The 26,984-nt window shown below is 55.2% G+C and carries 24 protein-coding genes; 13 read left to right on the top strand and 11 right to left on the bottom strand.

Features of this window, described 5'->3' with window-relative positions; translation table 11 throughout:
- The first annotated feature begins 8 nt into the window (after positions 1-8).
- The 7 genes from betB to LZU96_RS09095 all read left to right on the top strand — a co-directional run bounded on the left by betB (position 9) and on the right by LZU96_RS09095 (position 6,275).
- Positions 9-1,481, top strand: coding sequence for a betaine-aldehyde dehydrogenase (betB, locus tag LZU96_RS09125; RefSeq protein ID WP_233987957.1), 1,473 nt, complete (start codon positions 9-11; stop codon positions 1,479-1,481).
- A 24-nt stretch (positions 1,482-1,505) separates the two neighbouring features.
- Positions 1,506-3,188 (top strand): choline dehydrogenase, encoded by a 1,683-nt coding sequence (gene betA, locus LZU96_RS09120; RefSeq protein WP_233987956.1) that lies wholly within the window; start codon positions 1,506-1,508, stop codon positions 3,186-3,188.
- Positions 3,189-3,614: 426 nt separating this feature from the next.
- Positions 3,615-3,965: a multidrug/spermidine efflux SMR transporter subunit MdtJ gene (gene mdtJ / locus LZU96_RS09115; RefSeq protein WP_233987955.1), complete on the top strand. Its 351-nt coding sequence runs from the start codon at positions 3,615-3,617 to the stop codon at positions 3,963-3,965.
- Complete coding sequence (gene mdtI, locus LZU96_RS09110; RefSeq protein WP_233987954.1) at positions 3,952-4,281, top strand: multidrug/spermidine efflux SMR transporter subunit MdtI; 330 nt, start codon at positions 3,952-3,954, stop codon at positions 4,279-4,281. Before mdtJ ends, mdtI begins: the two co-directional genes overlap by 14 nt.
- Positions 4,282-4,488: 207 nt before the next feature.
- Positions 4,489-5,631: an acyltransferase family protein gene (locus LZU96_RS09105; protein ID WP_233987953.1), complete on the top strand. Its 1,143-nt coding sequence runs from the start codon at positions 4,489-4,491 to the stop codon at positions 5,629-5,631.
- 144 nt (positions 5,632-5,775) lie between these two features.
- Positions 5,776-6,036, top strand: a complete 261-nt coding sequence (locus LZU96_RS09100; RefSeq protein WP_233987952.1) for a hypothetical protein — start codon at positions 5,776-5,778, stop codon at positions 6,034-6,036.
- A gap of 53 nt (positions 6,037-6,089) precedes the next feature.
- Positions 6,090-6,275: a hypothetical protein gene (locus LZU96_RS09095; protein ID WP_233987951.1), complete on the top strand. Its 186-nt coding sequence runs from the start codon at positions 6,090-6,092 to the stop codon at positions 6,273-6,275.
- A gap of 207 nt (positions 6,276-6,482) precedes the next feature.
- Here LZU96_RS09095 and adhP read toward each other — a convergent pair whose 3' ends face one another.
- The 4 genes from adhP to copC all read right to left on the bottom strand — a co-directional run bounded on the left by adhP (position 6,483) and on the right by copC (position 11,836).
- Positions 6,483-7,502 (bottom strand): alcohol dehydrogenase AdhP, encoded by a 1,020-nt coding sequence (gene adhP / locus LZU96_RS09090; protein ID WP_233987950.1) that lies wholly within the window; start codon positions 7,500-7,502, stop codon positions 6,483-6,485.
- Positions 7,503-10,198: 2,696 nt separating this feature from the next.
- Entirely contained in the window at positions 10,199-10,546 is a 348-nt protein-coding gene (locus LZU96_RS09085) for a YebY family protein (RefSeq protein ID WP_233987949.1), read from the bottom strand.
- Between the two features lie 31 nt (positions 10,547-10,577).
- On the bottom strand, positions 10,578-11,453 hold the full coding sequence (gene copD / locus LZU96_RS09080; RefSeq protein ID WP_233988169.1) for a copper homeostasis membrane protein CopD: 876 nt from the start codon (positions 11,451-11,453) through the stop codon (positions 10,578-10,580).
- A 5-nt stretch (positions 11,454-11,458) separates the two neighbouring features.
- Positions 11,459-11,836, bottom strand: coding sequence for a copper homeostasis periplasmic binding protein CopC (gene copC, locus LZU96_RS09075; protein WP_233987948.1), 378 nt, complete (start codon positions 11,834-11,836; stop codon positions 11,459-11,461).
- A gap of 151 nt (positions 11,837-11,987) precedes the next feature.
- Between copC and LZU96_RS09070 the strand changes: the two genes are divergently transcribed.
- Positions 11,988-12,218, top strand: coding sequence for a DNA polymerase III subunit theta (locus LZU96_RS09070; protein WP_094119981.1), 231 nt, complete (start codon positions 11,988-11,990; stop codon positions 12,216-12,218).
- Positions 12,219-12,220: 2 nt separating this feature from the next.
- The gene (gene exoX / locus LZU96_RS09065) at positions 12,221-12,889 is read left to right on the top strand and encodes an exodeoxyribonuclease X (protein ID WP_233988168.1); all 669 of its coding nucleotides are present in this window, start codon (positions 12,221-12,223) and stop codon (positions 12,887-12,889) included.
- Here the strand turns inward: exoX and LZU96_RS09060 are convergent.
- The gene (locus LZU96_RS09060; protein WP_233987947.1) at positions 12,883-14,946 is read right to left on the bottom strand and encodes a prolyl oligopeptidase family serine peptidase; all 2,064 of its coding nucleotides are present in this window, start codon (positions 14,944-14,946) and stop codon (positions 12,883-12,885) included. The two genes, exoX and LZU96_RS09060, sit on opposite strands and share 7 nt — an antisense overlap.
- A 115-nt stretch (positions 14,947-15,061) precedes the next feature.
- Positions 15,062-15,718 (bottom strand): tellurite resistance TerB family protein, encoded by a 657-nt coding sequence (locus LZU96_RS09055; protein ID WP_094119983.1) that lies wholly within the window; start codon positions 15,716-15,718, stop codon positions 15,062-15,064.
- A 168-nt stretch (positions 15,719-15,886) separates the two neighbouring features.
- On the opposite strand from LZU96_RS09055, the gene purT reads away from it, so the two are divergent.
- Positions 15,887-17,065, top strand: coding sequence for a formate-dependent phosphoribosylglycinamide formyltransferase (purT, locus tag LZU96_RS09050; protein WP_233987946.1), 1,179 nt, complete (start codon positions 15,887-15,889; stop codon positions 17,063-17,065).
- A gap of 35 nt (positions 17,066-17,100) precedes the next feature.
- Here purT and LZU96_RS09045 read toward each other — a convergent pair whose 3' ends face one another.
- Complete coding sequence (locus LZU96_RS09045; RefSeq protein WP_094119984.1) at positions 17,101-17,739, bottom strand: bifunctional 4-hydroxy-2-oxoglutarate aldolase/2-dehydro-3-deoxy-phosphogluconate aldolase; 639 nt, start codon at positions 17,737-17,739, stop codon at positions 17,101-17,103.
- Between the two features lie 202 nt (positions 17,740-17,941).
- Positions 17,942-19,417: a glucose-6-phosphate dehydrogenase gene (zwf, locus tag LZU96_RS09040; protein ID WP_031377491.1), complete on the bottom strand. Its 1,476-nt coding sequence runs from the start codon at positions 19,415-19,417 to the stop codon at positions 17,942-17,944.
- 365 nt (positions 19,418-19,782) lie between these two features.
- On the opposite strand from zwf, the gene LZU96_RS09035 reads away from it, so the two are divergent.
- The 3 genes from LZU96_RS09035 to LZU96_RS09025 all read left to right on the top strand — a co-directional run bounded on the left by LZU96_RS09035 (position 19,783) and on the right by LZU96_RS09025 (position 23,528).
- Entirely contained in the window at positions 19,783-20,661 is an 879-nt protein-coding gene (locus LZU96_RS09035) for a MurR/RpiR family transcriptional regulator (RefSeq protein WP_233987945.1), read from the top strand.
- 107 nt (positions 20,662-20,768) lie between these two features.
- Positions 20,769-22,211 (top strand): pyruvate kinase, encoded by a 1,443-nt coding sequence (gene pyk, locus LZU96_RS09030; RefSeq protein WP_233987944.1) that lies wholly within the window; start codon positions 20,769-20,771, stop codon positions 22,209-22,211.
- A gap of 84 nt (positions 22,212-22,295) precedes the next feature.
- Positions 22,296-23,528: an MFS transporter gene (locus LZU96_RS09025; protein ID WP_233987943.1), complete on the top strand. Its 1,233-nt coding sequence runs from the start codon at positions 22,296-22,298 to the stop codon at positions 23,526-23,528.
- A 28-nt stretch (positions 23,529-23,556) separates the two neighbouring features.
- On the opposite strand, the gene lpxM is transcribed toward LZU96_RS09025, so the two are convergent.
- From lpxM to znuA, 3 genes are all read right to left on the bottom strand, one after another.
- Positions 23,557-24,531, bottom strand: a complete 975-nt coding sequence (gene lpxM, locus LZU96_RS09020) for a lauroyl-Kdo(2)-lipid IV(A) myristoyltransferase (RefSeq protein ID WP_233987942.1) — start codon at positions 24,529-24,531, stop codon at positions 23,557-23,559.
- A 125-nt stretch (positions 24,532-24,656) separates the two neighbouring features.
- Entirely contained in the window at positions 24,657-25,988 is a 1,332-nt protein-coding gene (gene mepM / locus LZU96_RS09015) for a murein DD-endopeptidase MepM (RefSeq protein ID WP_233987941.1), read from the bottom strand.
- Positions 25,989-26,001: 13 nt separating this feature from the next.
- On the bottom strand, positions 26,002-26,949 hold the full coding sequence (gene znuA / locus LZU96_RS09010; RefSeq protein ID WP_233987940.1) for a zinc ABC transporter substrate-binding protein ZnuA: 948 nt from the start codon (positions 26,947-26,949) through the stop codon (positions 26,002-26,004).
- Between the last annotated feature and the right edge of the window lie 35 nt (positions 26,950-26,984).

Here is a 26,984-nt window from a genome sequence, read left to right as displayed (position 1 = left end):
GAGATAACATGTCCCGATTTACCGAGCAGAAACTCTATATCGATGGCGCTTACGTTGCCGCGACGTCTGGCGAAACGTTCCAGACCATCAATCCGGCCAACGGCGAGGTGCTGGCCGAGGTTCACGCTGCCGGTCAGCAGGATGTTGATCGCGCCGTTGCCGCAGCCAGAAAAGGCCAGAAAATCTGGGCCGCGATGACCGCCATGGAGCGTTCACGCATTTTGCGCCGCGCCGTCGATATTCTGCGTGAACGTAACGATGAACTGGCTGAGCTGGAGATGCTGGATACCGGTAAACCGCTGAGCGAAACCGCCAGCGTCGACATCGTCACCGGCGCGGACGTGCTGGAATATTACGCCGGTCTGGTACCGGCGCTGGAAGGTCAGCAGATCCCACTGCGTGACACCTCTTTCGTCTATACCCGCCGTGAACCGCTGGGCGTGGTCGCCGGTATCGGTGCCTGGAACTACCCGATTCAGATCGCGCTGTGGAAATCCGCACCCGCACTGGCGGCCGGCAACGCGATGATTTTCAAACCCAGCGAAGTCACGCCACTGACCGCATTGAAACTGGCGGAAATCTACACCGAAGCGGGCCTGCCGGACGGCGTATTCAACGTGTTGCCGGGCATCGGCTCGGTCACCGGCCAGTTGCTGACCGAACATCCGGGCATCGATAAAGTATCGTTTACCGGCGGCGTAGTCAGCGGCAAAAAAGTAATGGCTAACGCGGCGGGATCGACGCTGAAAGAGGTCACCATGGAGCTGGGCGGTAAATCGCCGCTGATCATCTTCGACGACGCGGACCTCGATCTGGCGGCTGACATCGCCATGATGGCGAACTTCTACAGTTCCGGCCAGGTCTGCACCAACGGTACCCGAGTGTTTATTCCGACAAAACTGCAGGCGGCGTTCGAAGCCAAAATCAGCGAGCGCGTCGCCCGCATCCGGGCCGGCGATCTGCGCCAGCCGGAGACCAACTTTGGCCCGATGGTCAGCTTCAGCCATCGCGATAACGTGATGCGCTACATCGAATCCGGCATTGCTGAAGGCGCGCGGCTGCTGTGCGGCGGTAAACGCCTGACCGGTGGCGAATTCGATCAGGGTGCCTGGGTGGCCCCAACGGTGTTCACCGACTGCCGCGATGAGATGAAGATCGTCCGTGAAGAGATCTTCGGACCGGTGATGTCCATCCTGAGCTACGACAGCGAAGAAGAGGTGATCCGCCGCGCCAACGACACCGACTTTGGTCTGGCTGCCGGTCTGGTGACCCAGGATCTGAACCGGGCGCACCGCGTGATCCACCAGATCGAAGCTGGCATCTGCTGGATCAATACCTGGGGCGAATCGGCGGCGGAAATGCCGGTCGGTGGCTACAAGCACTCCGGCATTGGACGCGAAAATGGCCTGATGACGCTGCAAAGCTATACCCAGGTGAAGTCAGTGCAGGTTGAGCTGTCGCGTTTTCAGTCCGTATTTTAATCATTAAAACCTGAGGAACGATGAATGGAATTTGATTACATCATTATTGGAGCCGGATCCGCAGGGAACGTTTTGGCCACCCGTCTGACCGAGGACAGCAACGTGAATGTGCTGTTGCTGGAAGCGGGCGGCCCGGATTATCGATTTGATTTCAGGACCCAGATGCCTGCGGCGCTGGCCTATCCCTTGCAGGGAAAACGTTATAACTGGGCGTACGAAACCGAACCTGAGTCTTACATGAACAATCGCCGCATGGAGTGTGGTCGCGGCAAAGGTCTGGGCGGTTCGTCGCTGATTAACGGCATGTGTTATATCCGCGGTAATGCGATGGATCTCGACAACTGGGCCACCGCGCCCGGTCTGGAGCACTGGAGCTATCCCGACTGCCTGCCCTACTACCGTAAAGCGGAAACCCGCGATATCGGCCCGAATGAGTTCCACGGCGGTGACGGTCCGGTTTGTGTGGCGACACCAAAAGCGGGCAATAACGTGCTGTTTGAAGCGATGATTGAAGCCGGTGTGCAGGCGGGTTATCCGCGCACCGACGATCTCAACGGTTTCCAGCAGGAAGGTTTTGGTCCGATGGACCGCACCGTGACGCCGCAGGGACGCCGTTCCAGCACCGCGCGCGGCTACCTGGATCAGGCTAAAGGCCGGCCAAACCTGAAAATCATTACCCATGCCACCACCGATCGGATTGTGTTCGACGGCAAACGTGCGGTCGGCGTGGAGTATCTGCAGGGTGACAGCAACAGCATCAACAAAGTGACCGCGCGTCGCGAGGTGCTGTTGTGCGCTGGCGCCATCGCTTCGCCGCAGATCCTGCAGCGTTCCGGCGTCGGTTCGCCTGAACTGCTGAAGCAGTTTGATATCCCACTGGTGCACGATCTGCCAGGCGTGGGTGAAAACCTGCAGGACCATCTGGAGATGTATCTGCAGTATGAATGCAAAGAGCCGGTGTCGCTCTATCCGGCCCTGAAATGGTGGAATCAGCCGAAAATCGGTGCCGAATGGATGTTCAACGGCAGCGGAATTGGCGCCAGCAACCAGTTTGAAGCGGGTGGCTTTATCCGCAGCCGTGAAGAGTTCAGCTGGCCGAATATTCAGTATCACTTCCTGCCGGTGGCGATTAACTACAACGGTTCGAATGCGGTCGATGCACACGGTTTCCAGTGTCACGTCGGCTCAATGCGCTCACCGAGCCGTGGTCACGTTCGCCTGAAGTCACGCGATCCGCGCCGGCATCCGGCCATTCTGTTCAACTACATGTCGCATGAGCAGGACTGGCACGAGTTCCGTGATGCGATTCGTATCACCCGTGAGATCATTAACCAGCCGGCGCTGGATAAATACCGCGGCCGTGAAATCAGTCCGGGGCTGGAGTGCCAGACTGACGAGCAGCTGGATGAGTTCGTGCGTAACCACGGCGAAACCGCTTATCACCCGTGCGGCACCTGTAAGATGGGTTACGACGAGATGTCCGTGGTCGATGGGGAAGGCAAAGTGCATGGCCTCGAAGGCTTACGCGTGGTCGATGCGTCGATCATGCCGTTGATCATCACCGGTAACCTCAACGCCACCACTATTATGATTGGCGAGAAGATTGCCGATATCATCCGTGGTCGCGATCCGCTGCCGCGCAGCACCGCCCGCTATTACGTTGCCGGCGATGCCCCGGTGCGTAAGGTACCGCAGCGTGCTGAGTAATCAGTGACGTTGTCACGCAATTCCGGCCGGGCACCTTGTTGCCCGGCTGTTTTTTACCTTCACCTCTGATTAACATATTCCTCCTGATCGCGATCACTTTTCATTGTGATAAACCTAAATCAACCCAAAACGAAGCATATCCTGCTATTGATTACCCATCAGGCAAAATGCTATAAATCTGGCGTGTTTATAACCGGAGGCCTGCTTCGTCCACTGATGAGAAGCAACAAAGTGGATGCGTCGTGAATATTATGAGCAGAATGTTCATTTCAATCCCTGTCACTTTTACCCCTTTCCTCTCTGGCTGGAACGCCGACGATCGGCACTGGCGCAGCGCCCTGTAGTCCCCTTTCCACTTCGACTGAATTCTGCGTCTGCTAACACCGTTGTGATGGCAGGAATAGTTATCGTTGCTGGAGAAAAACCATGCGTGCATGGATCATATTATCACTCGCTATTGCTACTGAAATTATCGGCACCCTGTTTATGAAATGGTCCAGCCTGAGCGGCAGCCAGTCGGGCTACCTGATGATGCTGGGGATGATTGCCTGCTCCTATATCTTGCTGAGCTTCGCCATTAAACGCATTGCGTTAGGCGTGGCTTATGCGCTGTGGGAAGGGATTGGCATTATGCTGATTACCCTGTTCAGCGTGCAGCTGTTTGGCGAAACCCTGACCCTACTGAAACTCGGTGGCCTGGTGACGCTGGTGGCTGGCATTGTGCTGATCAAAACCGGCACCCTGGCCACGCCGGAGGTGAGCCATGGTCATCGCTGATCTGGTTCATCCCGCCTGGCTGGCGCTGGCGATCGTGCTGGAAATTGCCGCTAATATCTTTCTTAAATACTCCAATGGCTTTAAGAAACCGCTGATTGGTGCGCTCTCACTGGCGTCGGTTCTGCTGGCCTTTAGTGCGCTGGCACAAGCCGTCAAAGGCATCGAATTATCGGTGGCCTATGCGGTCTGGGGTGGTTTTGGGATTATCGCCACTGTCGCGGCCGGTTGGGTCTTATTTGGCCAGCGTCTCAACAGAAAAGGCTGGGCCGGGTTAACCCTGCTGCTGGCCGGTATGATCCTGTTAAAGCTGGCCTGATGCGGCCTGACGAATGATTAACGTCGCTTAACGACAGCGAGTCGCTCGTCGTTAAGCGACTGCTGACTGTTGCCTGTTTCTCCTCGATTTTCCGGTTAAACTCCGCTCGGAATTTTCCCACTTTGTTGTCGCCCCGTTTACTTAATCACAGCCTTGAGGCTAAGTGAGCGCCCAAAGACGGATAAAACGGAAACCGAGGAATTTTTCATGTCTGCAACACGAGGATGGTCAACGGAGCTGGAGGGGTTACGCGGTATCGCCTCTCTTTGGGTACTGGTCGGCCATATCAGTCTGCTGGTGCATTGTCATATCACGCTGATTTCGTCACCGGGGATTGGGGTCGATCTGTTTATTTTGCTTTCCGGTTATCTGATGGCGAAAAACTACGTTGAGCGCCAGCAAAAAGAGCCGTGGCAGCACGCTGAAACCATTAAAAAATTCTGGATCCGTCGTTTTTTCCGTATCGCCCCGCTCTATTACCTGTTGCTAATTATCGCCCTGATTTACGGTCCGTGGTTCGGTGAGATGCGCGATACCATTGCCCATTTCTACTCCGGCACCGCGACCGAGTCATCCCGTTACACCGATCAGTCACTGACCAATATTCTCACTCATTTCAGCTTCCTGTTTGGCCTGTTGCCTGAATATGGCTTCAATACCGTGCTGCCGGACTGGAGCATTGGTCTGGAGATGCAGTTCTATCTGCTGTTCCCGTTCATCATGCTGGTGACGCTGCGATTCGGCTATGCGGCTTCACTGATTGGTATTATGGCGCTGTGCTGCGCCGGACGTTATCTGCTGGCGGATTACTACGAAGCCTTTGAGATGCCGTCGATGATCCTGATTAAGCTCAACATGTTCCTTTCGGGAATGCTGCTGGCCGAAGCGATTCGCCGTAAATCCCTGCTTTACGTGGCCTATGCGCTACTGGGCCCGGTCGCCAGCGTGGCGATTGGTCTGGAAGCGATTAAGCTGCAGGTGATTATGGAAGCGCTGATGATTGTCGGGATGACCGCGATTCTGTGGCAGTACCGCGAAAACAGCGTGATGGCACGACTGATTATGCTGCCGCGTAAGCTGCTCAATAACCGCCTGAGCACCTGGCTGGGCGACGTGTCGTTTTCGGTTTACCTGCTGCATCTGCTGATTGTGATTCCACTGATCGCTCTGCTGCTTAACCATACCGACATCGAATTTAAAAGCGATCTGGTGCGCTTTCTGATCGTCTGCGTGACCGCTATTCCGGTCACCTATGCGCTGGCGTCGCTGCTGTATAAATATGTCGAGAAGCCAGGTATCCAGATCGGCAAACGGGTTCTGAAACCTAAACTGGCCAACCAGCCTGGCTGATCTCAGCGTTGTGCCCCTCTCTGTATTAAGCCCCGTCAGCGGGGCTTTTTTATTGGTCAGCAAAAGCCTTTGCCGCACCCACTGCGCCCTCACAGCCTTGCGCTACACTTTTCCGGTACCCATGAGATCAACAGAGGAGAGACAATGAGCGTTCAGCATCTGCTACTTTCCAGCGACGGTGGTCATCTGATTATCGAAGCTGATGAACTCGAAACGGAGCTGGTGATCCCGCCGCATCTGCGAACCGCAACCGGCGATGAGGCTGATGGTGATACCGGTCATCGGGTAACCGTGACGCGGCACTACTGTAAAGGCCGCTACTACGCTGTCGCACTTGATCGCCACGCGGCCAGCAATGAGATCGATGACGTGATTGACCTGCTCCATCCCGCCCCGATTGAGTAGCCAGCATCGCTGGTCACGTGGTAAATGATTTAAAACAGAGAAGGAAGCTGATTATGCAGAATAAGAAGTGGTTCGTTTCTTATGTGATAAAGCCGAAAGGCGAAGATCACGTTACCGCCCATGCTTTCATCGAAGGCCATGATGTCGAAGAGGCGCTGGAAGCCTATATGTTTGAGATTAAGAAGGACATGTCGCTGCAAACCGCAGAGATTACCCTGCTCTCGGTCAGCCTGGTGTAAGGCAGCCTGACGCATTAACCTCGCTACGGCGAGGTTTTTTCTTATCTTTCAGCAGATGCACCGACCTGCACTTCTGCTTTACTGGCAGAATCAGCCCGCAGCTGAAGCCTACCTGGTACTCTCTTCCTTTGCTGGCATCCAGTTGTGGCGGTGCTGGGGCGTAAAAAAGCCCGCATAGCGCGGGCTACAGATTCGAACGTTCCGCTATCAGGCTGACTGACCGGTAAAATCGATCACCATCCTGCCGCGAATGGTTCCCTGAAGCATCTCATCGAAGATGGTATTGATTTCGCCGATTTTCCGTTTGGTGACTTTAGGCACCACCTTCCCTTCTGCAGCAAACTGGAAAGCCTCAGCCAGATCGTTACGGGTTCCGACCAGCGAGCCCACTACCTGAATGCCGTCCAGCACCAGTCGCGGAATATTCAGGCTCATCTCTTCAGGCGGCAGCCCGACCGCGACAACCCGACCACCGGCACGGACCGCGTCAACAGCCGAGTTAAACGCCGCTTTAGCGACGGCGGTCACCACTGCCGCATGCGCGCCACCGGTTTTTTCCTGAATAACTGCAGCCGCATCCTGCGTAGCGGAGTTGACTACCAGATCGGCACCCATCTGTTTCGCCAGTTCAAGCTGACCTTCGCTGATATCCACGGCGATAACCTTGGCGTTGAAGACATTCTTCGCGTATTGCAGTGCGAGGTTGCCCAGCCCGCCGAGCCCGTAAATAGCAATCCATTGACCGGGTTTCACTTCTGACACCTTCACCGCTTTATAGGTGGTGACGCCAGCGCAGGTCACGCTGCTGGCCGCATAAGGGTCGAGCCCTTCCGGTACTTTGACCGAATAATCCGCTACCACGATACACTCTTCAGCCATGCCGCCATCAACGGTATAACCGGCATTGACTACGTCGCGGCAGAGCGTTTCGTTACCCGAGTTACAATATTCGCAGTGTCCGCAGCCCTTAAAGAACCACGCCACGCTGGCGCGATCGCCAGGCTTGAGCGAAGTAACATCGGGCGCCACTTCCTCCACGATACCGATACCTTCATGCCCGAGCGTTACGCCCGTTTTGTCGCCAAAGTCACCGTTCTTCACATGCAGATCGGTATGGCAAACTCCGCAGCACTCCATCCGCAGCCGTGCTTCGCCATTCTTCAGCGGGCGCAGAGTTTTTTCTACAACATCAACCTGGTGCTCACTGTTAGCAATTGCAGCTTTCATAAACATACCTCCCTTTGATTGAGCTGTAAGGATAAGCCAAACGCGAGTGATAACAAGTTTATTGGCGGGCTGAGGATGGCGATGTAATGGTTTTGTACTGACTATCCGGCTGAGTCTGTTTGTGGCCAGTCATGACGTTGCAGATGACGCCAACCCGATCAATCAGAATGATACGCAGGTCGGGCCATGTATGTGCCTTGTTGAGCGCGGCTTGCTTAGTGAGTATCAGCTGATCGAAGAGGTTATAAAGTACGGTGAAGAAACCGTTGGCATCACAGATGATTAAGTTATGAGTGTTGGCGATCCAATGCCGATTGTCACCTGTTCAACAGGTGACAAACTGCTCTGAGTAGCGTTTGGCTGCATGCCGGACTCTGGTCTGTCCGCCTAATTTGATGCCGGGTTGGTATTGCTCTCGTTCCAGAGGAAAATCCACTCAGGTGACATTTTAATAGGCTCTCCGATCACGATAACGCCTGGTACTAACAGGCCTGACCGTTCAGCGCCGCCAATAAATACTCTCCTCTCAATTTTTGCCAAATGGCAAAATCGACCAATGGTATATCTAGTGAGCAGATAACCGCGACCAGCTTAATGGCTCAGCATTATGAATAGTGAGAGAAAAAGTAGTAAAAAGTCCACCGGGGTGGACTTTAAATTCAGCCCATCAGGATTTTATAATACATCGTATTAAAAAATCAGCGACCTTATTACTTATCGTCACAGCCCCGATAAGGCTAGTGAGGTATAATGCATATCTGGAAATATCTCTCGGTATGTCAAAATACGTCGAATCCCACAGGCAAACACCATGCAGAAAAGACACATTAAAAACGATGCACAGGGCCATTACCGCAAAATCTATAAGCCAGGTGATTTTTTTTGCATGCTTTTCTAATTGCATACGCCACCTATTCCACCAGAGCAGTTTCCGGCCCCTGATTGAGATGCCCCTCCCCCAGTACCATTGTTTGAGCTACCAATACATGCGCTATACCCGTTTGACAGGTCACCGATGAATGCTCCCCCTGGCTCGCCTTTTATACCGCCCAACGCGCCTGAGCCAATTGATATCACACAGTCATCGGTACCTGCATAAATGTCATCATTTCCATTACTGCCAGCGGTGCGATTGCCACTGCCACCACCCTGTTGGCTTTGTCGGGCGCCGGCACCAGCATAGGCAGGACCACAGGCCCCCCTTGCACCAGCAACAAAGGTTGACTGCATAATGTTTAAAATTTCCATATTTTAAATCTCCCAAAGAAGTATCAAGCTTAAAGGAAGCAGCGCTGCAGGTTGTTTATACCATTTAAGCAAACCGACCTCAAAATCAAACCCTGCTTTAATAAAAGCCAATAAAGCCTATGATAGCAAAGGAAATTAAATAATTTACAGGAAAAAATAAACTTCAAATGGTGACAAAAAAACCCTCTTTATCCTATTACTTCTAAAATAATGAGACCTGACGCACACCTGATGATCAGGCATTTAATTAACCGCTTTATGTAACAAATTTTTCAACGCGATATTTGGCAACAACTTTTTATTTGTTACTTAGGATAGATAGGGCACTCAATCATCAAAATGGGATAACACCAATTAAGGCCTGTCGACGTAACCTGGCTTTTCAAATTACTTATCAGATTGATCTCTGCTGAACAGGGGATTCGCCCTAGCAACAGGATGATAAAATTTCTTGTATCTGCCTTCATTTAACCGTGATGTAAACCACAACCTGCTGGCTACGGTATCCTGAAGTACGGCTATCTATTGAGCAAAAAAACTCGCTAATGGTTGGGATACCGAGGATCAAGTTAACTTTCGGGGGAGACCGTTCTGAACAAAGTTAAGGTGGCTTTTGCGTGCGCGTTGATCTTTTTTTTAAATTCGCCTTAAACTGAGTTAAGTTGTCAGGGAGGATGGGTGTGACGAACCCTTTCTGACTATAAATTCCTGTCTGCATCACAACCCCACGCAAATAACCCTGACCTCCTGAGATAAGCAATTAATTGTATTAATAATGGATTACCATGACACCTTTGAATTGATCAATTCAATAATCTGTAAAGGATTTTAACCCGATTGTATGTCAGACCCGATAAAGCTCATTCTGATAAAATCATAATACCCGGCATTGATCCTGCCGTCTCGTAAGCATCTGCATGATCAGCCCTGATGATTTTTTTACTCCGATAGTCTGGCTGAAGGGTTCGTTAAAACGCGGAACAATGCCGATATCGGGCTAATCATTAATCCCCTCATCTTTTCTGGAATCAGTTAACTGCCGGTGCGACCGTTGAAAGTGAATGTGACAAATTATTCGCTAAACACAGCAGGACATCAGCCAGAAATGATGACTGAAAAGTATCTCCATTCCGGAGAGGAAAATCTGCGATGGTCTGAAAGGACAATATCGGATAGGGAATCTTGTGGATCTGATTTTTATCTTGATAATTAAACAAAAAAAGACCGAATACGATTCCTATATTCGGTCCAGGGAAATGGCTCTCAAGGAGCCGTGCGCTAAAAGTTGGCATTCATGAAGGCGGTTTCGCCTTACACGTTAAGATTAGATCAGCGCACAGGATTTGCCAGTCAGCGCGAGGCTGGAGACCGGAATCTGGAACAGTTTGTGATCGCAACGGCAGAAAACAGTGGAATTCGGGTACAGCGTGGCACTGTACCCGGCGGGTTTATTTACCGCACAGCGCCTGGGTGCGCTCAACAATCGGCTGCAGGCTCATCATATGGCCCGGATTCGCTTTATCTTCACTCTGAATCACGCTGATCGGTTGTGCTTTCACCTGTTTGTTTTTGAACAGCTGCTCTGCTTTGTCATTCAGCGGATACTGCATCAGGGTGCTGGGGTTAATGGCAAACAGCGAACCGTCTTTTTCACAGGTCAGCATCACCTCTTCACGGTTAAACGGCCATTTGTCTTTACCGATTTCAAAACGGCTGACGGTAATGATCTGCGCCGCCAGCGCCTGGCCGCATAGGGATAACAACAGGACTGCGGGAATCACTTTCTTCAGCAACATAACTTACCTTTACGCATCTCTTAAATAATATTCAGGCTGGCGACAGCGTGGCAAAAACGCTGACCAGCCCAACCACTCCACACGCCAGCAGCAGTTCCAGCTGGGTCATGCGGATAAATTTTTGCTGCGTCCCACTGCCCGCCAGACGAAAGCGTGGCACCAGCCAGTAACGATTGATCAGCGCCACCAGCACCATTAACGCCACCAGCAACACCTTGCACAGCAGTAATATCACATAAGGTGAATCGGGCCACGTCAGCGGCCAGCCGAGGATCATCAGACTGTTGATCGCGCCAGTGAGCAGCGTTAACGCGACGGCCAGATGACCATAACGGGAAAAACGCATCATGGTACGGATAGCATCCGTGCGGCGCTCAATCTGCCGCGCTTCGCGCATCAATAACAGCAGCGGTAACAAACCACCAGCCCAGAACGCCGCCGCAATCAGATGCAAAGCCTGATTGAACGGGTGTAACAGGCCGGGCCAGCCTTCATGCATCGCTGCATGTCCGGTGAAGGCCAGAGAAGCCAGTTGCAGCACGCCCGTCAGCAGTAACGTCTGCGCTCGCAGTCGCCCGTTCAGCCACAGCCCTGCGACGGCTAAAACGCTGAACAGCATCTCCCATTGCCACACAACGCCAAAGCGGGTACCCAGCACCGCCAGCCAGATGGCACCCTCGGCCAGGTTGGCGCTGTCGCCGCTCATCAATACGTTCTGGCAGGCCAGCATCGCCAGTGCGCTCAGCAGCGCCAGCCACGCGCTCCACTGCAACAAGGGGTTTAAGCCAATCGCCAGCCGTGGACGGTAGCGTGCCGGTGCCAGTAGCGCAGAGTAACCTGCACTCGCGGTCAGCAGCATCAGAGCGGCAAAATGCAGCCCGCGCAGGCTTACCCAAAGGGTCTCCACCACGATTATTTCACGCTGAAGCGGTAGCTTCCTGAGGTTTTATGCCCGTCAACCGACAGCACATGCCAGTTAACCTGATAGTCACCGGCTTTAAGCGGCTGCGGCAGATCAATAATCAGATGACTGGCCTGTTTCGCCGCGACACGCGCTTTGCCGGTCGCTACCGGCTGTTGTGCCGCATCCAGCAAGGTCACGCCGCTGAATGCCGCCTCAATATCTTCGCTAAAATTCAGCGTCAGCGCATCCGCTGAAGAGGTCACCTGCGCGTTAGCCGCCGGATTTGATGACTGAAGATGAGCATGGGCCAGCGCAAACTGACTGAAACTCAGGCCAGCGACAACCGCCAGCGCAGCGATCATGCGGGAAACCGCTTTTTTCTGCATAAGATCATCCTTTTAACAACCGTTGACGCGACAAACGTGGCGAAAGGATACGCTGCTCGTTTTATGGTGTCGAGGCCAGCGATGCGATCCTTAACCCTTGCTTCAGGCCGGGGAAAACATTACTTTTGCCCCACATCATCAGGAGAACACTATGAGTCATAACCTTGCCCGGCTGTCCCGGGAAGAGAAAGACAAAATCAATGTCGATTTGGCGGCAGCGGGTGTGGCGTTCAAAGAGCGCTATAACATGCCGGTGGTCGCAGAGATGGTCGCTCAGGAACAGCCCGAGGCGCTACGCGACTGGTTTCGTCAGCGTCTGATGCACTATCGCCAGGCGTCACTCAGCCTGTCGCGCCTGCCTTATGAACCGAAGATGAAATAATGATGTTACGCGTAATTGATACCGAAACCTGCGGCCTGCAGGGCGGCGTGGTGGAAGTGGCGTCGGTGGATGTGATCAACGGCCAGATTGTTAACCCGATGAGCGATCTGATCCTGCCTGACCGCCCTATCAGCCGGCAGGCAATGGCGGTGCATCGCATTACCGAAGCGATGGTGGCCGACAAGCCGACCATTGAACAGGCGATTTCCCGCTACCACGGCAGCGCCTTCTACGTGGCGCATAACGCCAGCTTCGATCGTCGCATGTTGCCTGAGATGTACGGTGAGTGGATCTGCACCATGCAGCTGGCGCGTCAGCTGTGGCCGGGCATCAAATATGGCAATCAGGCGCTGCGGCACTCGCTGAAGCTGGACGTCACGCCGCCCGCCGACCTGCATGCGCACCGCGCGCTCTATGACTGTTATGTCACCGCCGCGCTGTTAATACGCATTATGGAAACCTCAGGCTGGAGCGCATCCGAGATGATTGTGCGCTCGCAACCGGCGGCGCAGCGTGACGATGTTCTGCCATTCGGCAAGTATCGTGGTCAGGCGATTGCAGTGATCGCCCGTAAAGATCCGGGCTACCTGAAATGGATGCTGGATAACGTGGCCGATCTGCGCCCGCCATTACGGCAGGCGCTGCGGAAATGCCTCAGCGAGGATCAGTAGTCTCCGGCCGGGGGTAGCGTCCCCTGCGCCAGTCCGAGGATAAAGGCGTACTCCATCGCCACCCCTTCGTAGGCTTTATAGCGACCGGACTTGCCGCCGTGACCGGCATCCATGTCGGTACAGAGCAGCAACAGGTTATTATCGGTTTTCATTGATCTGAGCTTCGCCACCCATTTTGCCGGTTCCCAGTACTGTACCTGCGAATCGTGCAGGCCGGTCGTCACCAGCAAATGGGGATAGGCTTTGGCTTCGATATTGTCGTAAGGGCTGTACTGGCGGATATAGTGATAGTATTCCGCCTGATTGGGATTGCCCCACTCATCATATTCGCCGGTTGTCAGTGGGATCGACTCATCGAGCATGGTGGTCACCACATCCACAAACGGCACCTGCGCCACCACGCCGTGGAAACGCTGCGGTGCCATATTGATCACCGCGCCCATCAGCAGGCCACCGGCGCTGCCACCCATCGCGTAGAGCCGTTCGGGATGCCCGATGCCACGCGCCACCAGCGCATGGGTTACGTCGATAAAATCGGTAAAGCTGTTCATCTTATTCAGCAGGCGGCCCGCATCGTACCATTGCTGGCCTAACTCGCCGCCGCCGCGAACCTGAACCAGCGCATAGACAAAGCCACGATCCAGCAGGCTCAGACGGCTGACGCTGAAATCGGCATCCATACTGCTGCCATACGCACCGTAGCCGTAGACCAGCATCGGGTTCTGGCCCGGCTGATAGTATTTACGGTTATAGACCAGCGAAACCGGCACTTCGGTGCCATCGCTGACTTTGATCCAGTGATGCTCGCTTTTGTAGTCGTCCGCGTCGAAGCCTTTTACCGCCGTCTGTTTCAGAATGCGGCGTTCACCGGTATCCATATCCAGCTCAAACAGCGTGGTCGGGGTGGTCATTGACGAGTAACCGTAGCGCAGTTTACTGGTGCGGGGCGTCGGGTTATAGGCCAGCCAGGTAACATAGGTCGGATCGTCAAACGCGATGCCGCTGTTTTCGCCGCTGGCCCAGTTAATCTGGCGCAGGCTGGTCAGGCCGCGCTGGCGCTCCTCAACCACCAGCCAGTCACGGAATAGCTGGAAATCTTCCATCACCACATGATCCCGCGCCGGGATCAACGTCTCCCAGCGGGACTCAGGCAGATATCGGGTGCGATAAAGCCCGAAGTTCTTGCCGTCGCGATTCGAGCGGATAAAGAACTGGTGATCGTAATGGTCGAGGCTGTACTCATGATCGCGGCGGCGCGGCAGGAACACATGCGGTAGCGCATCCGGGAAGTTAGCGTCGATCAGCTGAATTTCACTGGTGGTCGTGCTGTACAGCGCGATCAGGATGAACTGTTTTGAGGTGGTTTTATGCACGCTGAGGTGAAACGTATCATCCTTCTCCTCATACACCAGCTGATCGTCGCACTGCGGCGTTCCCAGCTCATGCCGCCAGACCTGATAAGAAAGCAGCGTCTGTGGATGCTTCTGCACATAGTAGACGGTGCGGGAATCGTTACCCCAGGCAAAGCTGGAGGAGGCGTTGCTCAGCACTTCCGGATACCAGCTGCCGCTGTGCAGATTGCGGAAGCGAATGCCATATTGCCGCCGCGACAGAAAATCTTCTGCCATCGCCATCACCTGGTTATCCGGGCTGATGTGCAGCGCGCCCATGGTGTAAAACTCACTGTGGGAGGCGCGCTGATTGGCATCGAGCAGCAAGGTCCATTCATCAGACTCCGCGCTGTCGGCGGGTTGCCGATAGTAAGCCGGATATTCATTGCCGCTCTGATAGCGACTCTGATAACGATACCCGTTCTTCACATAGGGCACCGAATGGTCTTCCGGCGGCAGACGATCGATGATCTCTTTGAGTACCCGCTCCTGAAGCGGTTGCTGAGAGGCCATGATTTTACGGCCATAATTATTTTCAGCCCGCAGGTAATCGAGAACTTCGTTATCTTCACGTTTGTCGTCGCGTAGCCAGTAGTAGTTATCGACGCGCGTTTCACCATGCAGCGTCATCTCATGCGGTATTTTCTTTGCGATGGGTGCTTTCATGACATCCGTCTCCGTGAAAGTAATGATCTGTAAGCGTGGCACCAAAGGCGCAGGAAGCCAAGCTTCAACTGGTACGGAAACAGCAAGCTGGCCACCGGAGGTGGCCAGTGGGGGATTAACTGGCGGGTAAGCGGGCCTTCTCTGCCACGATATCCTGCTGAATACCGTCACGGACATCCTGCGGGATTTTAAGCGCATCGCCCAGCGCCGACAGGTAACTGCGTTCCATAAAATGATCGACGTCGATCGCCGCGCAGCTCAGGAAGTAAAGCTCCAGCGCCTCCTCTTCGTTCTTTACGTCGGCGGCCAGCCACTGCGGATCGAGTGGGCGGTTCATCGCTTTCTGAATCAGCTGTTCCGCCTCCTGACCGTAACCAGACTGATGAATATTCTGCTCAATCGCTGCCCGTTCCTGATCGTCGATATGGCCATCACTTTTGGCGGCGAATACCAGCGCTGTGACCAGACGTTCGGCGCGCAGGTCAATGGGCGTCTGCGCTGCGCCAAAGTCAGGTTCATTCTGGTGCGCTTCGCTGACCCGCTGCTTATATTTGTTCCACAGCACCGCGCCTGCGGCAGCACCGCCGCCAATGATCAGCGCTTTGCCGCCATATTTGGTTAACAGTTTGCGCGACGATTTACTGGAAATCAGCATACCCGCCAGGCCGCCCAACGCGCCCGGTGCCAGCATATCGCTTAAACCACCGCCAGACTTGCTGTCGCCGCCCTTCTTCGCCAGTACCGACTGAATTTGTTGCAACCAGTTGTTCATCATCCACTCCTGTTTAAGATGGTAGTCCGTCATCCTGACGAAAAAGATGTCAGGAAACGTCAGAGCGGGAAAAGTAAGGCAAACGGCGGAGCGTTCGGTAAGAAAGATGAGTACGCAATCGTTTTCGTTTATACTGCGCGCGCATTTTGTGACTGCTTAGGTGAATTTATGACGACTCTCGGAACTGCGCTGCGCCCTGCGGCCACGCGTGTGATGCTATTAGGTTCAGGTGAACTGGGTAAAGAGGTGGCGCTGGAGTGTCAGCGTCTGGGTGTGGAAGTGATTGCCGTTGATCGCTACGCCGATGCCCCGGCGATGCAGGTGGCGCATCGCAGCTATGTGATCAACATGCTGGATGGCGAGGCGCTGGCCGCGCTGATCGCGCAGGAAAAACCTGACTTCGTGGTGCCGGAAATTGAAGCCATCGCCACCGACACCCTGGTGGCGCTGGAGCAGCAGGGACAGCGCGTGGTGCCGACTGCCCGGGCGGCAAAGCTGACCATGAATCGTGAAGGTATTCGTCGTCTGGCTGCCGAAGAGCTGTCACTGCCGACCTCCCGTTACTGCTTCGCCGACAGCAAAGCGCGTTTCGACCAGGCTGCCGCGGAGATTGGCTTTCCCTGCATCGTGAAACCGGTGATGAGCTCCTCCGGCAAGGGCCAGAGCTTTATCCGTGATGCCAGCCAGCTGGACAGCGCATGGGAATACGCGCAGCAAGGCGGCCGTGCCGGTGCCGGTCGGGTGATCGTCGAAGGCGTCGTGACCTTTGATTTTGAAATTACCCTGCTGACCATCAGTGCGGTGGACGGCATTCATTTCTGCGCACCCATTGGTCATCGTCAGGAAGATGGCGATTACCGTGAATCCTGGCAGCCGCAGCAGATGAGCGATCTGGCGCTGCAGCGGGCGCAGGCGATTGCAGCGCAGGTGGTTGAGGCGCTGGGCGGATATGGACTGTTTGGCGTTGAGCTGTTTGTCTGTGGTGATGAGGTGATCTTCAGCGAAGTGTCACCACGTCCACATGACACCGGCATGGTGACGCTGATTTCACAGGATCTGTCGGAGTTTGCGCTGCACGTCCGGGCCTTCCTCGGTCTGCCAATTGGCGGCATTCGCCAGTATGGTCCGGCTGCGTCGGCGGTGATCCTGCCGCAGCTGACCAGCCAGAATGTGCAGTTCGTGAATGTCGGGGCGGCGCTGGGTGCCGGTCTGCAACTGCGTCTGTTCGGCAAGCCAGAGATCAGCGGACAGCGCCGGCTGGGCGTGGCGCTGGCCAGCGGTGACACCACCACTCAGGCGATTGCGCGTGCGGTCGCCAGCGCGGCAGCGGTGAAGGTCGAGGGATAATATCAAGGCGGTGAGCCTCGGCTCACCGCCAGAACTTACTTCGCCCCTTCTACCGCTTCACGCGCCAGTCGGGTAATCCGATCCCAGTCGCCCGCTTCCAGCGCATCGTTAGGCACCAGCCACGAACCGCCAATGCACAGCACGCTTTTCAGCGCCAGATAGTCACGGTAGTTGGCCGGAGAGATACCGCCGGTCGGGCAGAAACGCACCTGCGGGAAAGGCCCGCCAATCGCCTGCAGCGCTTTCACACCGCCGTTGGCTTCCGCCGGGAAGAATTTGAACTCACGCAGGCCGTAGTCCATGCCGGTCATCAGTTCTGAAACGGTGCTGATGCCAGGAATCAACGGAACCGGGCCTTCAACGGCAGCTTTCAGTAACGACTCCGTGACGCCAGGGCTGATGATAAATTGCGCGCCCGCCTCGGTCACTTCCTGCAGTTGCTGAGGATTAATCACTGTACCCGCACCGACAATCGCTTCCGGCACTTCTTTGATCATCGCACGCAGCGCATCCATCGCCACCGGCGTACGCAGCGTCACTTCCAGCACCCGGACACCGCCCGCGACCAGCGCTTTCGCCATCGGGACCGCGTGTTCCAGCTTGTTTACCACGATCACCGGCACGACCGGTCCGGTGGTCAGAATCTGTTCAGCACTTGTTTTCCAGTTCTTCATCACTTCCCCTTGCTTGATAACACCGGGATTAGCGGCCCGGTCATGGAGCCTCGGCTCCTGCCCTGTCAATTGCGCCACTACCATACATGATCCGGTTCCTGAGCGTCCATCGCCCGACGCGATTTTTGAAACGCCAGTTCACTTTTCTGCCTTTGCGTCGGACAAAAAAAAGGCCCGCACAGTGCGGGCCTCAGAGGTTCCGTTATTCAAATTCGTTCCACGAACGGCCATCGCGGGTGATCATCGCCACCGAGGCAACCGGGCCCCAGGTGCCGGCCTGATACGGTTTGGAGGAATCACCATCCGCCGCCCAGGCTTCAATGATGGAATCGACATAGGTCCAGGCCGCTTCCACTTCGTCACGGCGGACAAACAGCGCCTGAATGCCGCGCATACTTTCCAGCAGCAGGCGTTCATAGGCATCCGCCAGATGCGACTGGTTGAAGGTTTCGGAGTAGCTCAGATCCAGCTTAGTGGTCTGCAGCTTGTGCTTGTGGTCGAGGCCTGGCACTTTGTTCAGGATCTCGATATCCACCCCTTCATCCGGCTGCAGACGAATGGTCAGCTTGTTCTGCGGCAGCTCTGAATAAGAATCTTTAAACAGGTTCATCTCAGGGTTTTTAAAGTAGACCACCACTTCTGAACATTTGGTCGGTAACCGTTTGCCGGTGCGCAGATAAAACGGCACGCCCGCCCAGCGCCAGTTGTCGATATCCACCCGGATGGCGACGAAGGTTTCGGTGGCGCTGGATTTATTGGCACCCTCTTCTTCAAGGTAGCCCGGCACTTTTTTACCCTGCACGAAGCCCGCGGTGTACTGACCACGTACCGTTTTCTCACGCACGTTGGTCTGATCGATGCGACGCAGCGAACGCAGCACCTTCACTTTTTCATCACGGATGCTGTCAGCGCTGAGATCGGAAGGCGGCGACATGGCGATCATGGTCAGAATCTGCAACAGGTGGTTCTGGATCATGTCACGCATCTGGCCCGCTTTGTCGAAGTAACCCCAGCGGCCTTCAATCCCGACCTCTTCCGCCACGGTGATCTGTACGTGGTCGATGGTGCGGTTGTCCCAGTTATTGACGAAAATCGAGTTGGCAAAGCGCAGTGCCAGCAGATTCAGTACCGTCTCTTTGCCCAGATAGTGGTCAATACGGAACACCTGGCTCTCATCGAAATACTCACCGACGCTATCGTTGATTTCCTGTGAGGTTTCCAGTGAGGTGCCGAGCGGCTTCTCCATGACGACACGCGCCGGTTTGGCATTCAGCTTCGCGGTGCCCAGACCCTGACAGATGGCGCCGAAAGTGCTCGGTGGCATGGCAAAATAGTTGATGGTGGTGCGTTTTTTCTGATCCAGCATCTTGCCCAGTTTCGGGAAGTGCGTGGTGTCATTCACATCGAGGTTGCAGAAGTCGAGACGGCCGCTGAGCTTATCCCACAGCGCTTCGTCAATCTTCTCCTTCATGAAGGTTTCCAGCGCTTCACGTACCACTTTGGTGTATTCCGCTTTGTCCCACTCGGCGCGGCCTACGCCAATGATGCGGGTCTCTTCGTGAATCTGACCCGCTTTTTCTAACTGATACAGTGAAGGCAACAGTTTACGGCGTGCAAGATCGCCTTTGGCACCGAAAATCACCAGATCGCATGCCTGGGCTGTTTGTGTAACCGCCATTTTCCTCTCCTCGTTGCAGGATAATCCGATGGTGATGCATCCTCTGCCACCGGGTCCAGGTTGTTATTTTCTTTCAGCACAATGTACTTTTTTCCCCGCGCCAGGTAAACCGACGCGCCGGGTCAACCGCATTAACTCTGTACCGGATAGTGTCAGCGCGTGTGATGACGCGTGCGCATTTCTGCTTTTTTCTGTGTCTGATGTTGTCAGGCAAAATCCGGCACCGCTCAAAGTATGCCAAAAAAAAGCGCGTCCGGCTTATCCGCCCTTGCGCCCGACCCGCGCTAACGCGATATAGTCTCTGTTAATGGCTGCCAGCGACAGCAATAATTGAAATCGATAAAAGTGATAATGGTCATCCACTTATGAATATGCTGGAAAAGATTGAGGCGCAGCAGGCTGCGTTGAGTAAAGCGGAACAGAAAGTGGCCGGGCAGATTCTGGCAGCGCCGCAGGCTGCGATGCACTCCAGCATTGCCACACTGGCGCGCGCAGCGGGCGTCAGCGAACCCACGGTCAACCGTTTTTGCCATCGGTTAGGCGCGCGCGGTTTTCCGGACTTCAAACTGCAGCTGGCGCAAAGCCTGGTGAAAGGCAGCAGCTGGGTCAGCCGTGGCGTAGAGCAGCATGACGATGTGGAAAACTACAGCCATAAAATTTTTGATTCGGCGCTGGCTGGCCTGCAACAGGTCCGCAACCGGCTGGACGCCGCGCGTCTGCAGCAGGCAGTCACGCTGCTGACCGGGGCGGATAAACTCGCTTTTTTTGGTCTGGGCGCTTCAGCGGTGGTGGCGCATGACGCCTTCACAAAATTTCTGCGCTTTGATTTGCCGGTCTTCTGGTCGGACGATATTGTGATCCAGCGCATGAGTTGTATAAATAGTCGAGCCGGTGACGTTTTTGTTCTCATTTCACATACTGGCCGCACAAAAAATATGGTAGAACTGGCTCGCCTGGCCCGTGTAAACGGTTCCACCGTTATTGCCATCACCTCTCCCGACTCGCCCCTTGCCGACGAAGCCGCGCTGGCTTTAGTGCTTGATGTACCGGAAGATACTGATGTCTATCTACCGATGGTGTCGCGCCTGGCGCAGTTGACCGTGATCGATGTGTTGGCGACCGGTTTCACTCTGGAACGCGGAACGCCTTTCCGGGAAAACCTCAAGCGCGTTAAACAGGCGCTGAAAGCGTCGCGTTACGAAAAGCACGCCATTCGGGAACAAGATACACAACAAAATAATTAACATCACATTTACAATGTGAGTCGTATCACAACCCATCGATCATATAGAATAGCTAACCATGCCGCGTCCGGAGATCAGGACCGGCTTATTTGTTAACGGAGTCCTTCATGTCAAGACGTCTCAGAAGAACCAAGATCGTAACAACCCTCGGCCCGGCTACCGATCGTGATAATAACCTCGAAAAAATCATCGCGGCTGGCGCTAACGTTGTTCGACTCAACTTCTCCCACGGCACGCCAGAAGATCACCAGCTACGTGCAGATAAAGTGCGCGAGATTGCGGCAAAACTGGGTCGCCATGTCGCGATCCTCGGTGACCTGCAGGGTCCAAAAATTCGCGTTTCTACCTTTAAAGAAGGCAAAGTTTTCCTCAACATCGGCGATCGTTTCCTGCTGGATGCCAGCCTGGGTAAAGGCGAAGGCGACAAAGAGCGCGTTGGTATCGACTATAAAGGTCTGCCAGCCGACGTCGTGCCTGGCGACATCCTGCTGCTGGATGATGGTCGCGTGCAGCTCAAAGTGCTGGAAGTGCAGGAGATGAAAGTGTTCACCGAAGTGACCGTCGGTGGCCCGCTGTCGAACAATAAAGGGATTAACAAGCTCGGCGGCGGCCTGTCGGCTGAAGCGCTGACTGAAAAAGACAAAGCAGACATCATCACCGCGGCGAAAATCAAGGTCGACTATCTGGCGGTCTCGTTCCCACGCTGTGGCGAAGACATGAACTATGCGCGTCGTCTGGCCCGTGAAGCGGGTTGCGATGCCAAACTGGTGGCGAAAGTAGAACGTGCCGAAGCGGTGGCCAGTCAGGAAGCGATGGATGACATTATTCTCGCCTCTGATGTGGTGATGGTCGCGCGTGGCGATCTCGGCGTGGAAATTGGCGATCCGGAACTGGTCGGGATTCAGAAAGCCTTAATCCGTCGCGCCCGCCAGCTCAACCGTACCATCATCACCGCCACTCAGATGATGGAGTCGATGATTACCAACCCAATGCCGACCCGTGCAGAAGTCATGGACGTGGCCAACGCCGTGCTGGACGGAACCGATGCCGTGATGCTGTCGGCTGAAACCGCCGCCGGTCAGTATCCGGCAGAAACCGTTTCGGCGATGGCTAAAGTCTGCCTTGGCGCAGAGAAGATCCCCAGCGTTAACGTCTCGAAGCACCGTCTGGATGTGCAGTTCGACAACGTAGAAGAAGCGATTGCGATGTCGTCGATGTATGCCGCTAACCACCTGCAGGGTGTGACCGCCATCATCACTATGACGGAATCGGGCCGTACGCCGCTGATGACCTCCCGTATCACCTCCGGCCTGCCGATTTTCGCCATGTCACGTCATGAGCGCACCCTGAACCTGACCGCGCTCTATCGCGGTGTGACGCCGGTGTTCTTTGACAGCAACAACGACGGTGTGGCGGCCGCGCACGATGCGGTTAACCTGCTGCGTGATAAAGGCTTCCTGGTCTCAGGCGACCTGGTGATTGTTACTCAGGGCGACGTCATGGGCGCCACCGGCACCACCAATACCACTCGCGTGCTGCGCGTGGATTAATTGACACCGGGTTGAGATTGCCAGTGTAGAATAAAAGACGCGACTGCCTGCCAGTCGCGTTTTCTTTTCTGACAAGGAGGCCAGATGGCCCGTTTTCACCCCATCAGCCAGCTCACCGGCCGGGTATTGTTATTTCCTCTGGCATTAGTGTTATTCGAATTTGCTACCTACATTGCCCATGACATGATCCAGCCGGGTATGTTGATCGTCACGGCAGAATTTAACGTCGGCCCGGAATGGGTCTCTACCTCGCTGACCGCCTACCTGATTGGCGGCGTGGTGCTGCAATGGCTGCTGGGCCCGCTCTCGGATAAGTTTGGCCGCCGTCCGGTCATGCTGTTCGGTATCCTGTTTTTTGCTGCCGCCTGTCTGCTGACGAACTGGGTCAGCTCTATTGAAGAGTTTGTCAGCCTGCGCTTTGTGCAGGGGATCAGCCTGTGCTTTATCGGTGCGGTCGGCTATGCGGCGATTCAGGAGGCGTTTGATGAAGCGCTGGCGGTACGAATGATGGCGCTGATGGCCAACGTCGCGCTGCTGGCCCCGCTGGCCGGTCCGCTGGCGGGCGCCGCCTGGCTCACCGTCGGCAGCTGGCGCAGCATGTTCTGGCTGTTCGCTGCCTGTAGCCTGCTGGCCTTCGTGGTGCTGTGGCGAGTGATGCCGGAAACCGCCGGCGATCGCACTCATTCGATTGCGCTGCCGAATCTGGCGCGCAACTACGGTCGTCTGATGAAAGATCGGCTGGTGATGACGGGATCGTTCGCTATCGGCCTGGTATTTATCCCGATCCTCACCTGGGTGGCGCTGTCGCCGGTGATCCTGATGCATGACGAAGGGCTGTCGCGTATGCAGTATGCGTTGCTGCAGCTGCCGGTCTTCCTGGCGATGATCGCCGGTAATCTGACGCTGAGTAAGCTGGCTGGACGGGTGCCGATTGAGCAGCCGGTGAAGTTTGCCGCCTGGCCGATCCTTATCGGGCTGAGCCTGGCGCTGGTGGCGAGCCTGATGAACAGTCACGGCTATCTGCTGATTACCGCCGGGCTCAGCCTGTACGCCTTTGGCGCGGGCATGGTCAATGCCGGACTCTATCGCCTGACGCTTTACGCCAGCGATGAAGGCAAAGGCAGCGTGGCGGCGATGCTGGGAATGATCAGCATTCTGACGCTGGCTATCGGCATTGAACTGGCGAAAAGTGGCTACTTCAGTGGCGGCACGCTGTGGTTCTGTCTGATTAACTTTATCAGCGGTGTGCTGTGGTTTGGTCTGGTAATTGTGTTTATGCGGGAACGCAAACGGCGCAGTAAGCTGGAAGCACTGTAAGAAAAAGGCCGCTTGCGCGGCCTTTTTGCTATTTGCGCGGGTAGAGTTCTTTGCGCGAATAGGGTTCGATATCGTCGCCTTTGCGCGTTTTCAGCAGCTTCAGTATCCAGGTGTACTGTTCCGGATGCGGGCGCACGAAAATTTCGACTTCTTCATTCATCCGGCGCGCCAGCTGATGGTCATCCGCTTCCAGCAGATCGTCCATCGGTGGCCGCACATAGATTTCCAGCTTATGCGTGTCGCTGTTATAGACCGGAAACAGCGGTACCACGCGGGCGCGGCACAGCTTCATCAAACGGCCCAGTGCCGGCAGCGTCGCTTTATAGGTGGCGAAAAAGTCCACGAACTCGCTGTGCTCCGGGCCATGATCCTGATCGGGCAGATAGTAGCCAAAGTAGCCCTGACGGATGGAACTGATAAAGGGTTTGATACCGTCATTGCGGGCATGTAACCGGCCGCCATAACGGCGACGCGCGGTGTTCCAGGCATAATCGAGCAGCGGATCGCTTTGGTTATGGAACATCGCGGCCATTTTCTGCCCTTCCGATGCCAGCAGCATCGCGGGGATATCCACTGCCCAGCCGTGTGGCACCAGAAAAATGACGTTCTGCTGCTCAGCCTGCATCTGATCGATAATCTCACGGCCATGCCACTCTACGCGCTCGCGAATACGGGCCGGATCGCGCAGCACTAACTCGGTCATCATTGCCATCGCCTGCGGTGCCGTGGCGAACATCTCGTCAACCAGCGCGGCACGCTGGGTCTCACTCAGTTCCGGCAGGCAATAGTAGAGATTGATCAGGGCACGACGACGTGCGCCTTTCGCCAGCTTGCCGGCAAAGCGGCCTAAACGACCCAGCAGCGGATCGCGCACTTTGGGCGGTAACATCGCCATACCGGCCAGTCCAGCAATCGCCAGCCAGCTTCCCCAGTATTTAGGTTTGAGAAATGAACGTTCAAAAACAGGAATAAATTCAGCGTTATTTTTTTTTCGGGTTTCCATGCACTCGCCTCAAGCAATGACCGGCTAATGATAGTGACGACGGGCAAATTTGCAATCATCGTGCGCCAGATAGAAAAAAACCGACGGGATTGCCGTCGGTTTCTGCGCGATTTGGCGAAATACGCTTATTTCAGCCCCAGCTGCGGCAGCCAGGATTTCACCTGCGCCATATACTGGCTGCGATCTTTGCCGGTCAGGCCTTCCATCCGCGGCAGCTTCGCCGTTAACGGGTTGACTGCCTGGTTGTTAATCCAGATTTCAAAGTGCAGATGCGGCCCGGTTGAGCGGCCGGTGTTGCCTGACAGCCCGATGCGATCGCCGCGTTTCACTTTTTGTCCCGGCTTCACCAGCACTTTCTTCATGTGCATGTAACGCGTCATATACTGACGACCGTGACGGATCGCCACGTAGTTACCGGCGGCCCCGCCGTTCTTCGCCACTACGATCTCCCCGTCGCCCACTGCCAGCACCGGCGTGCCGATCGGCAGCGCAAAGTCGACGCCTTTATGCGGCGCGATGCGTCCGGTCACCGGGTTGAGACGGCGCGGGTTGAAGTTAGAGGAGACGCGATACTGCTTCACGGTCGGGAAGCGCATGAAGCCGCGCGCCAGGCCGGAGCCGTTGCGATCGTAGAATTTGCCATCTTCAGCACGGAAGGCGTAGTAATCTTTACCTCCGCTGCGCAGGCGTACGCCCAGCAGCTGGCTCTGGGCGCTTTTGCCGTCGAGCATTTCACGTGACATTAACACGCTGAACTGATCGCCGGCCCGCAGCTTGCGGAAATCCATCTGCCATTGCATCGCTTTAATCACGCCGCTGGCTTCGGCACGGCTTAACCCGGCGCGCTGGGCACTGGCGGCAAAACTGCCGCGCACTTCGCCCTGCAGCACGCTGTTGCGCCACTCGCCCTTCTGCAACTCCGCGTCCATTTTAAAGCCACCTTTTGGGGTGCGCTCATAGGTACGGGTTTCGCGGCGGGAGATCTCCCAGCTCAGGGTTTTCAGGCTGCCATCGTCGGCCAGGGTCCAGCTCAGCTGCTGCCCGACCTGCAGGTTGCGTAAATCACGGTCGCTGACCACCAGCGAATTGATGTCGCCAATGTCGATGCCATACTGATTCAGCGCACTGCTCAGCGTATCGCCGGAGGAGACCGTGTATTCATGAACGCCTGGGGTGTCAGGCACGCCGGTATCGACGTCGTCTGCAGGCAGCTCTTCGTCCGGCTCCGGTGTGCTTTGATCAATCGGCTCACTGGCTTCCGGCAGCAGCGTACGGAGTTCGTTTTTATCCAGCTCGATGGTTTTGACGATAGGCGTCACATCATCGGTGGGGTGATAGACGTAAGGCCGCCAGACGGCGACGGCCAGTGTCACAACAGTTAAAGAACCCAGCATAACGCGGTGGGGGCGCGGCAAATTATTAAATGCGAGGGCGACAGAGCGGGCTATCTGCTGCACTTTTACCTATTCCTCATGCTCCATTCAGGCAGCTTGCATACTGGCTCGACAGCTGTGAGAGGAATTTCACGTAGCTATCTTTAGCTAAGCTGATGTCTGTTCCCAGCGGATCGAGCGTACCTTTACGCACCTGCGTTCCGCGGGCGACAGCATCGATGACTGCTGGCCTGAATTGTGGCTCAGCAAAGACGCAGACCGCCTTTTGCTCAACCAACTGTGTTCGTATCTGGTGTAAACGCTGAGCGCCCGGTTGAATCTCAGGATTGACGGTAAAATGCCCGGTGGGCGAGAGACCGTAGTGTTTTTCAAAGTACGTGTAAGCGTCGTGAAAAACGAAATATCCTTTATTTCTGACCGGCGCGAGTTGTGCGTTAACGCGTTTGTCCGTGTCCGCCAAAGTTACCTCAAACTGCTGGAGGTTGGCGTCAAGTTTGGCTTTATCTTGCGGCATAAGTTCCAATAATTTTTCATGGATTGCAACCGCGGTTTTCCGCGCTATCTCCGGCGACAACCAGAGGTGCATATTAAACTCGCCGTGATGATGGTGATGGGCATCGGCCTCTGCGGCTTCGGATTTTTCCGCTGTGTGTTCATCTTCATCTTCACCACCGCTAATCAATAGCGGTTTCACCCCATTGATATCGGCCATCGACAGATTTTTTTTAGCCGGCAGTTCAGCCACAGACTTCGCCATAAAGGCTTCCATTTCCGGCCCGACCCAAACAACTAAGTCCGCGTTTTTTAAGCGTTTTGCATCAGATGGGCGCAGGGCATAATCGTGCTCCGAGGCCCCGTCCGGCAGCAGAACATCGACCGGGGTCACGCCATCAGCAATGGCCGCCGCGATAAATCCGACCGGTTTCAGTGAAGCCACAACATTGGCGTGAGCAGGAAAGGTAAAAGAAGCTGTTGCGGAGAAAGCAGTTAAGGCGAAAAGTGCACCTTTTTTAATATGTAACATTATGCGTCATTCCATCGTGACCGGGTGATGGGATG

It is taken from the genome of Pantoea agglomerans (genome assembly GCF_021397715.1).
Lineage (GTDB): Bacteria > Pseudomonadota > Gammaproteobacteria > Enterobacterales > Enterobacteriaceae > Pantoea > Pantoea astica.
This window is presented reverse-complemented; position numbering and strand designations above follow the sequence as displayed.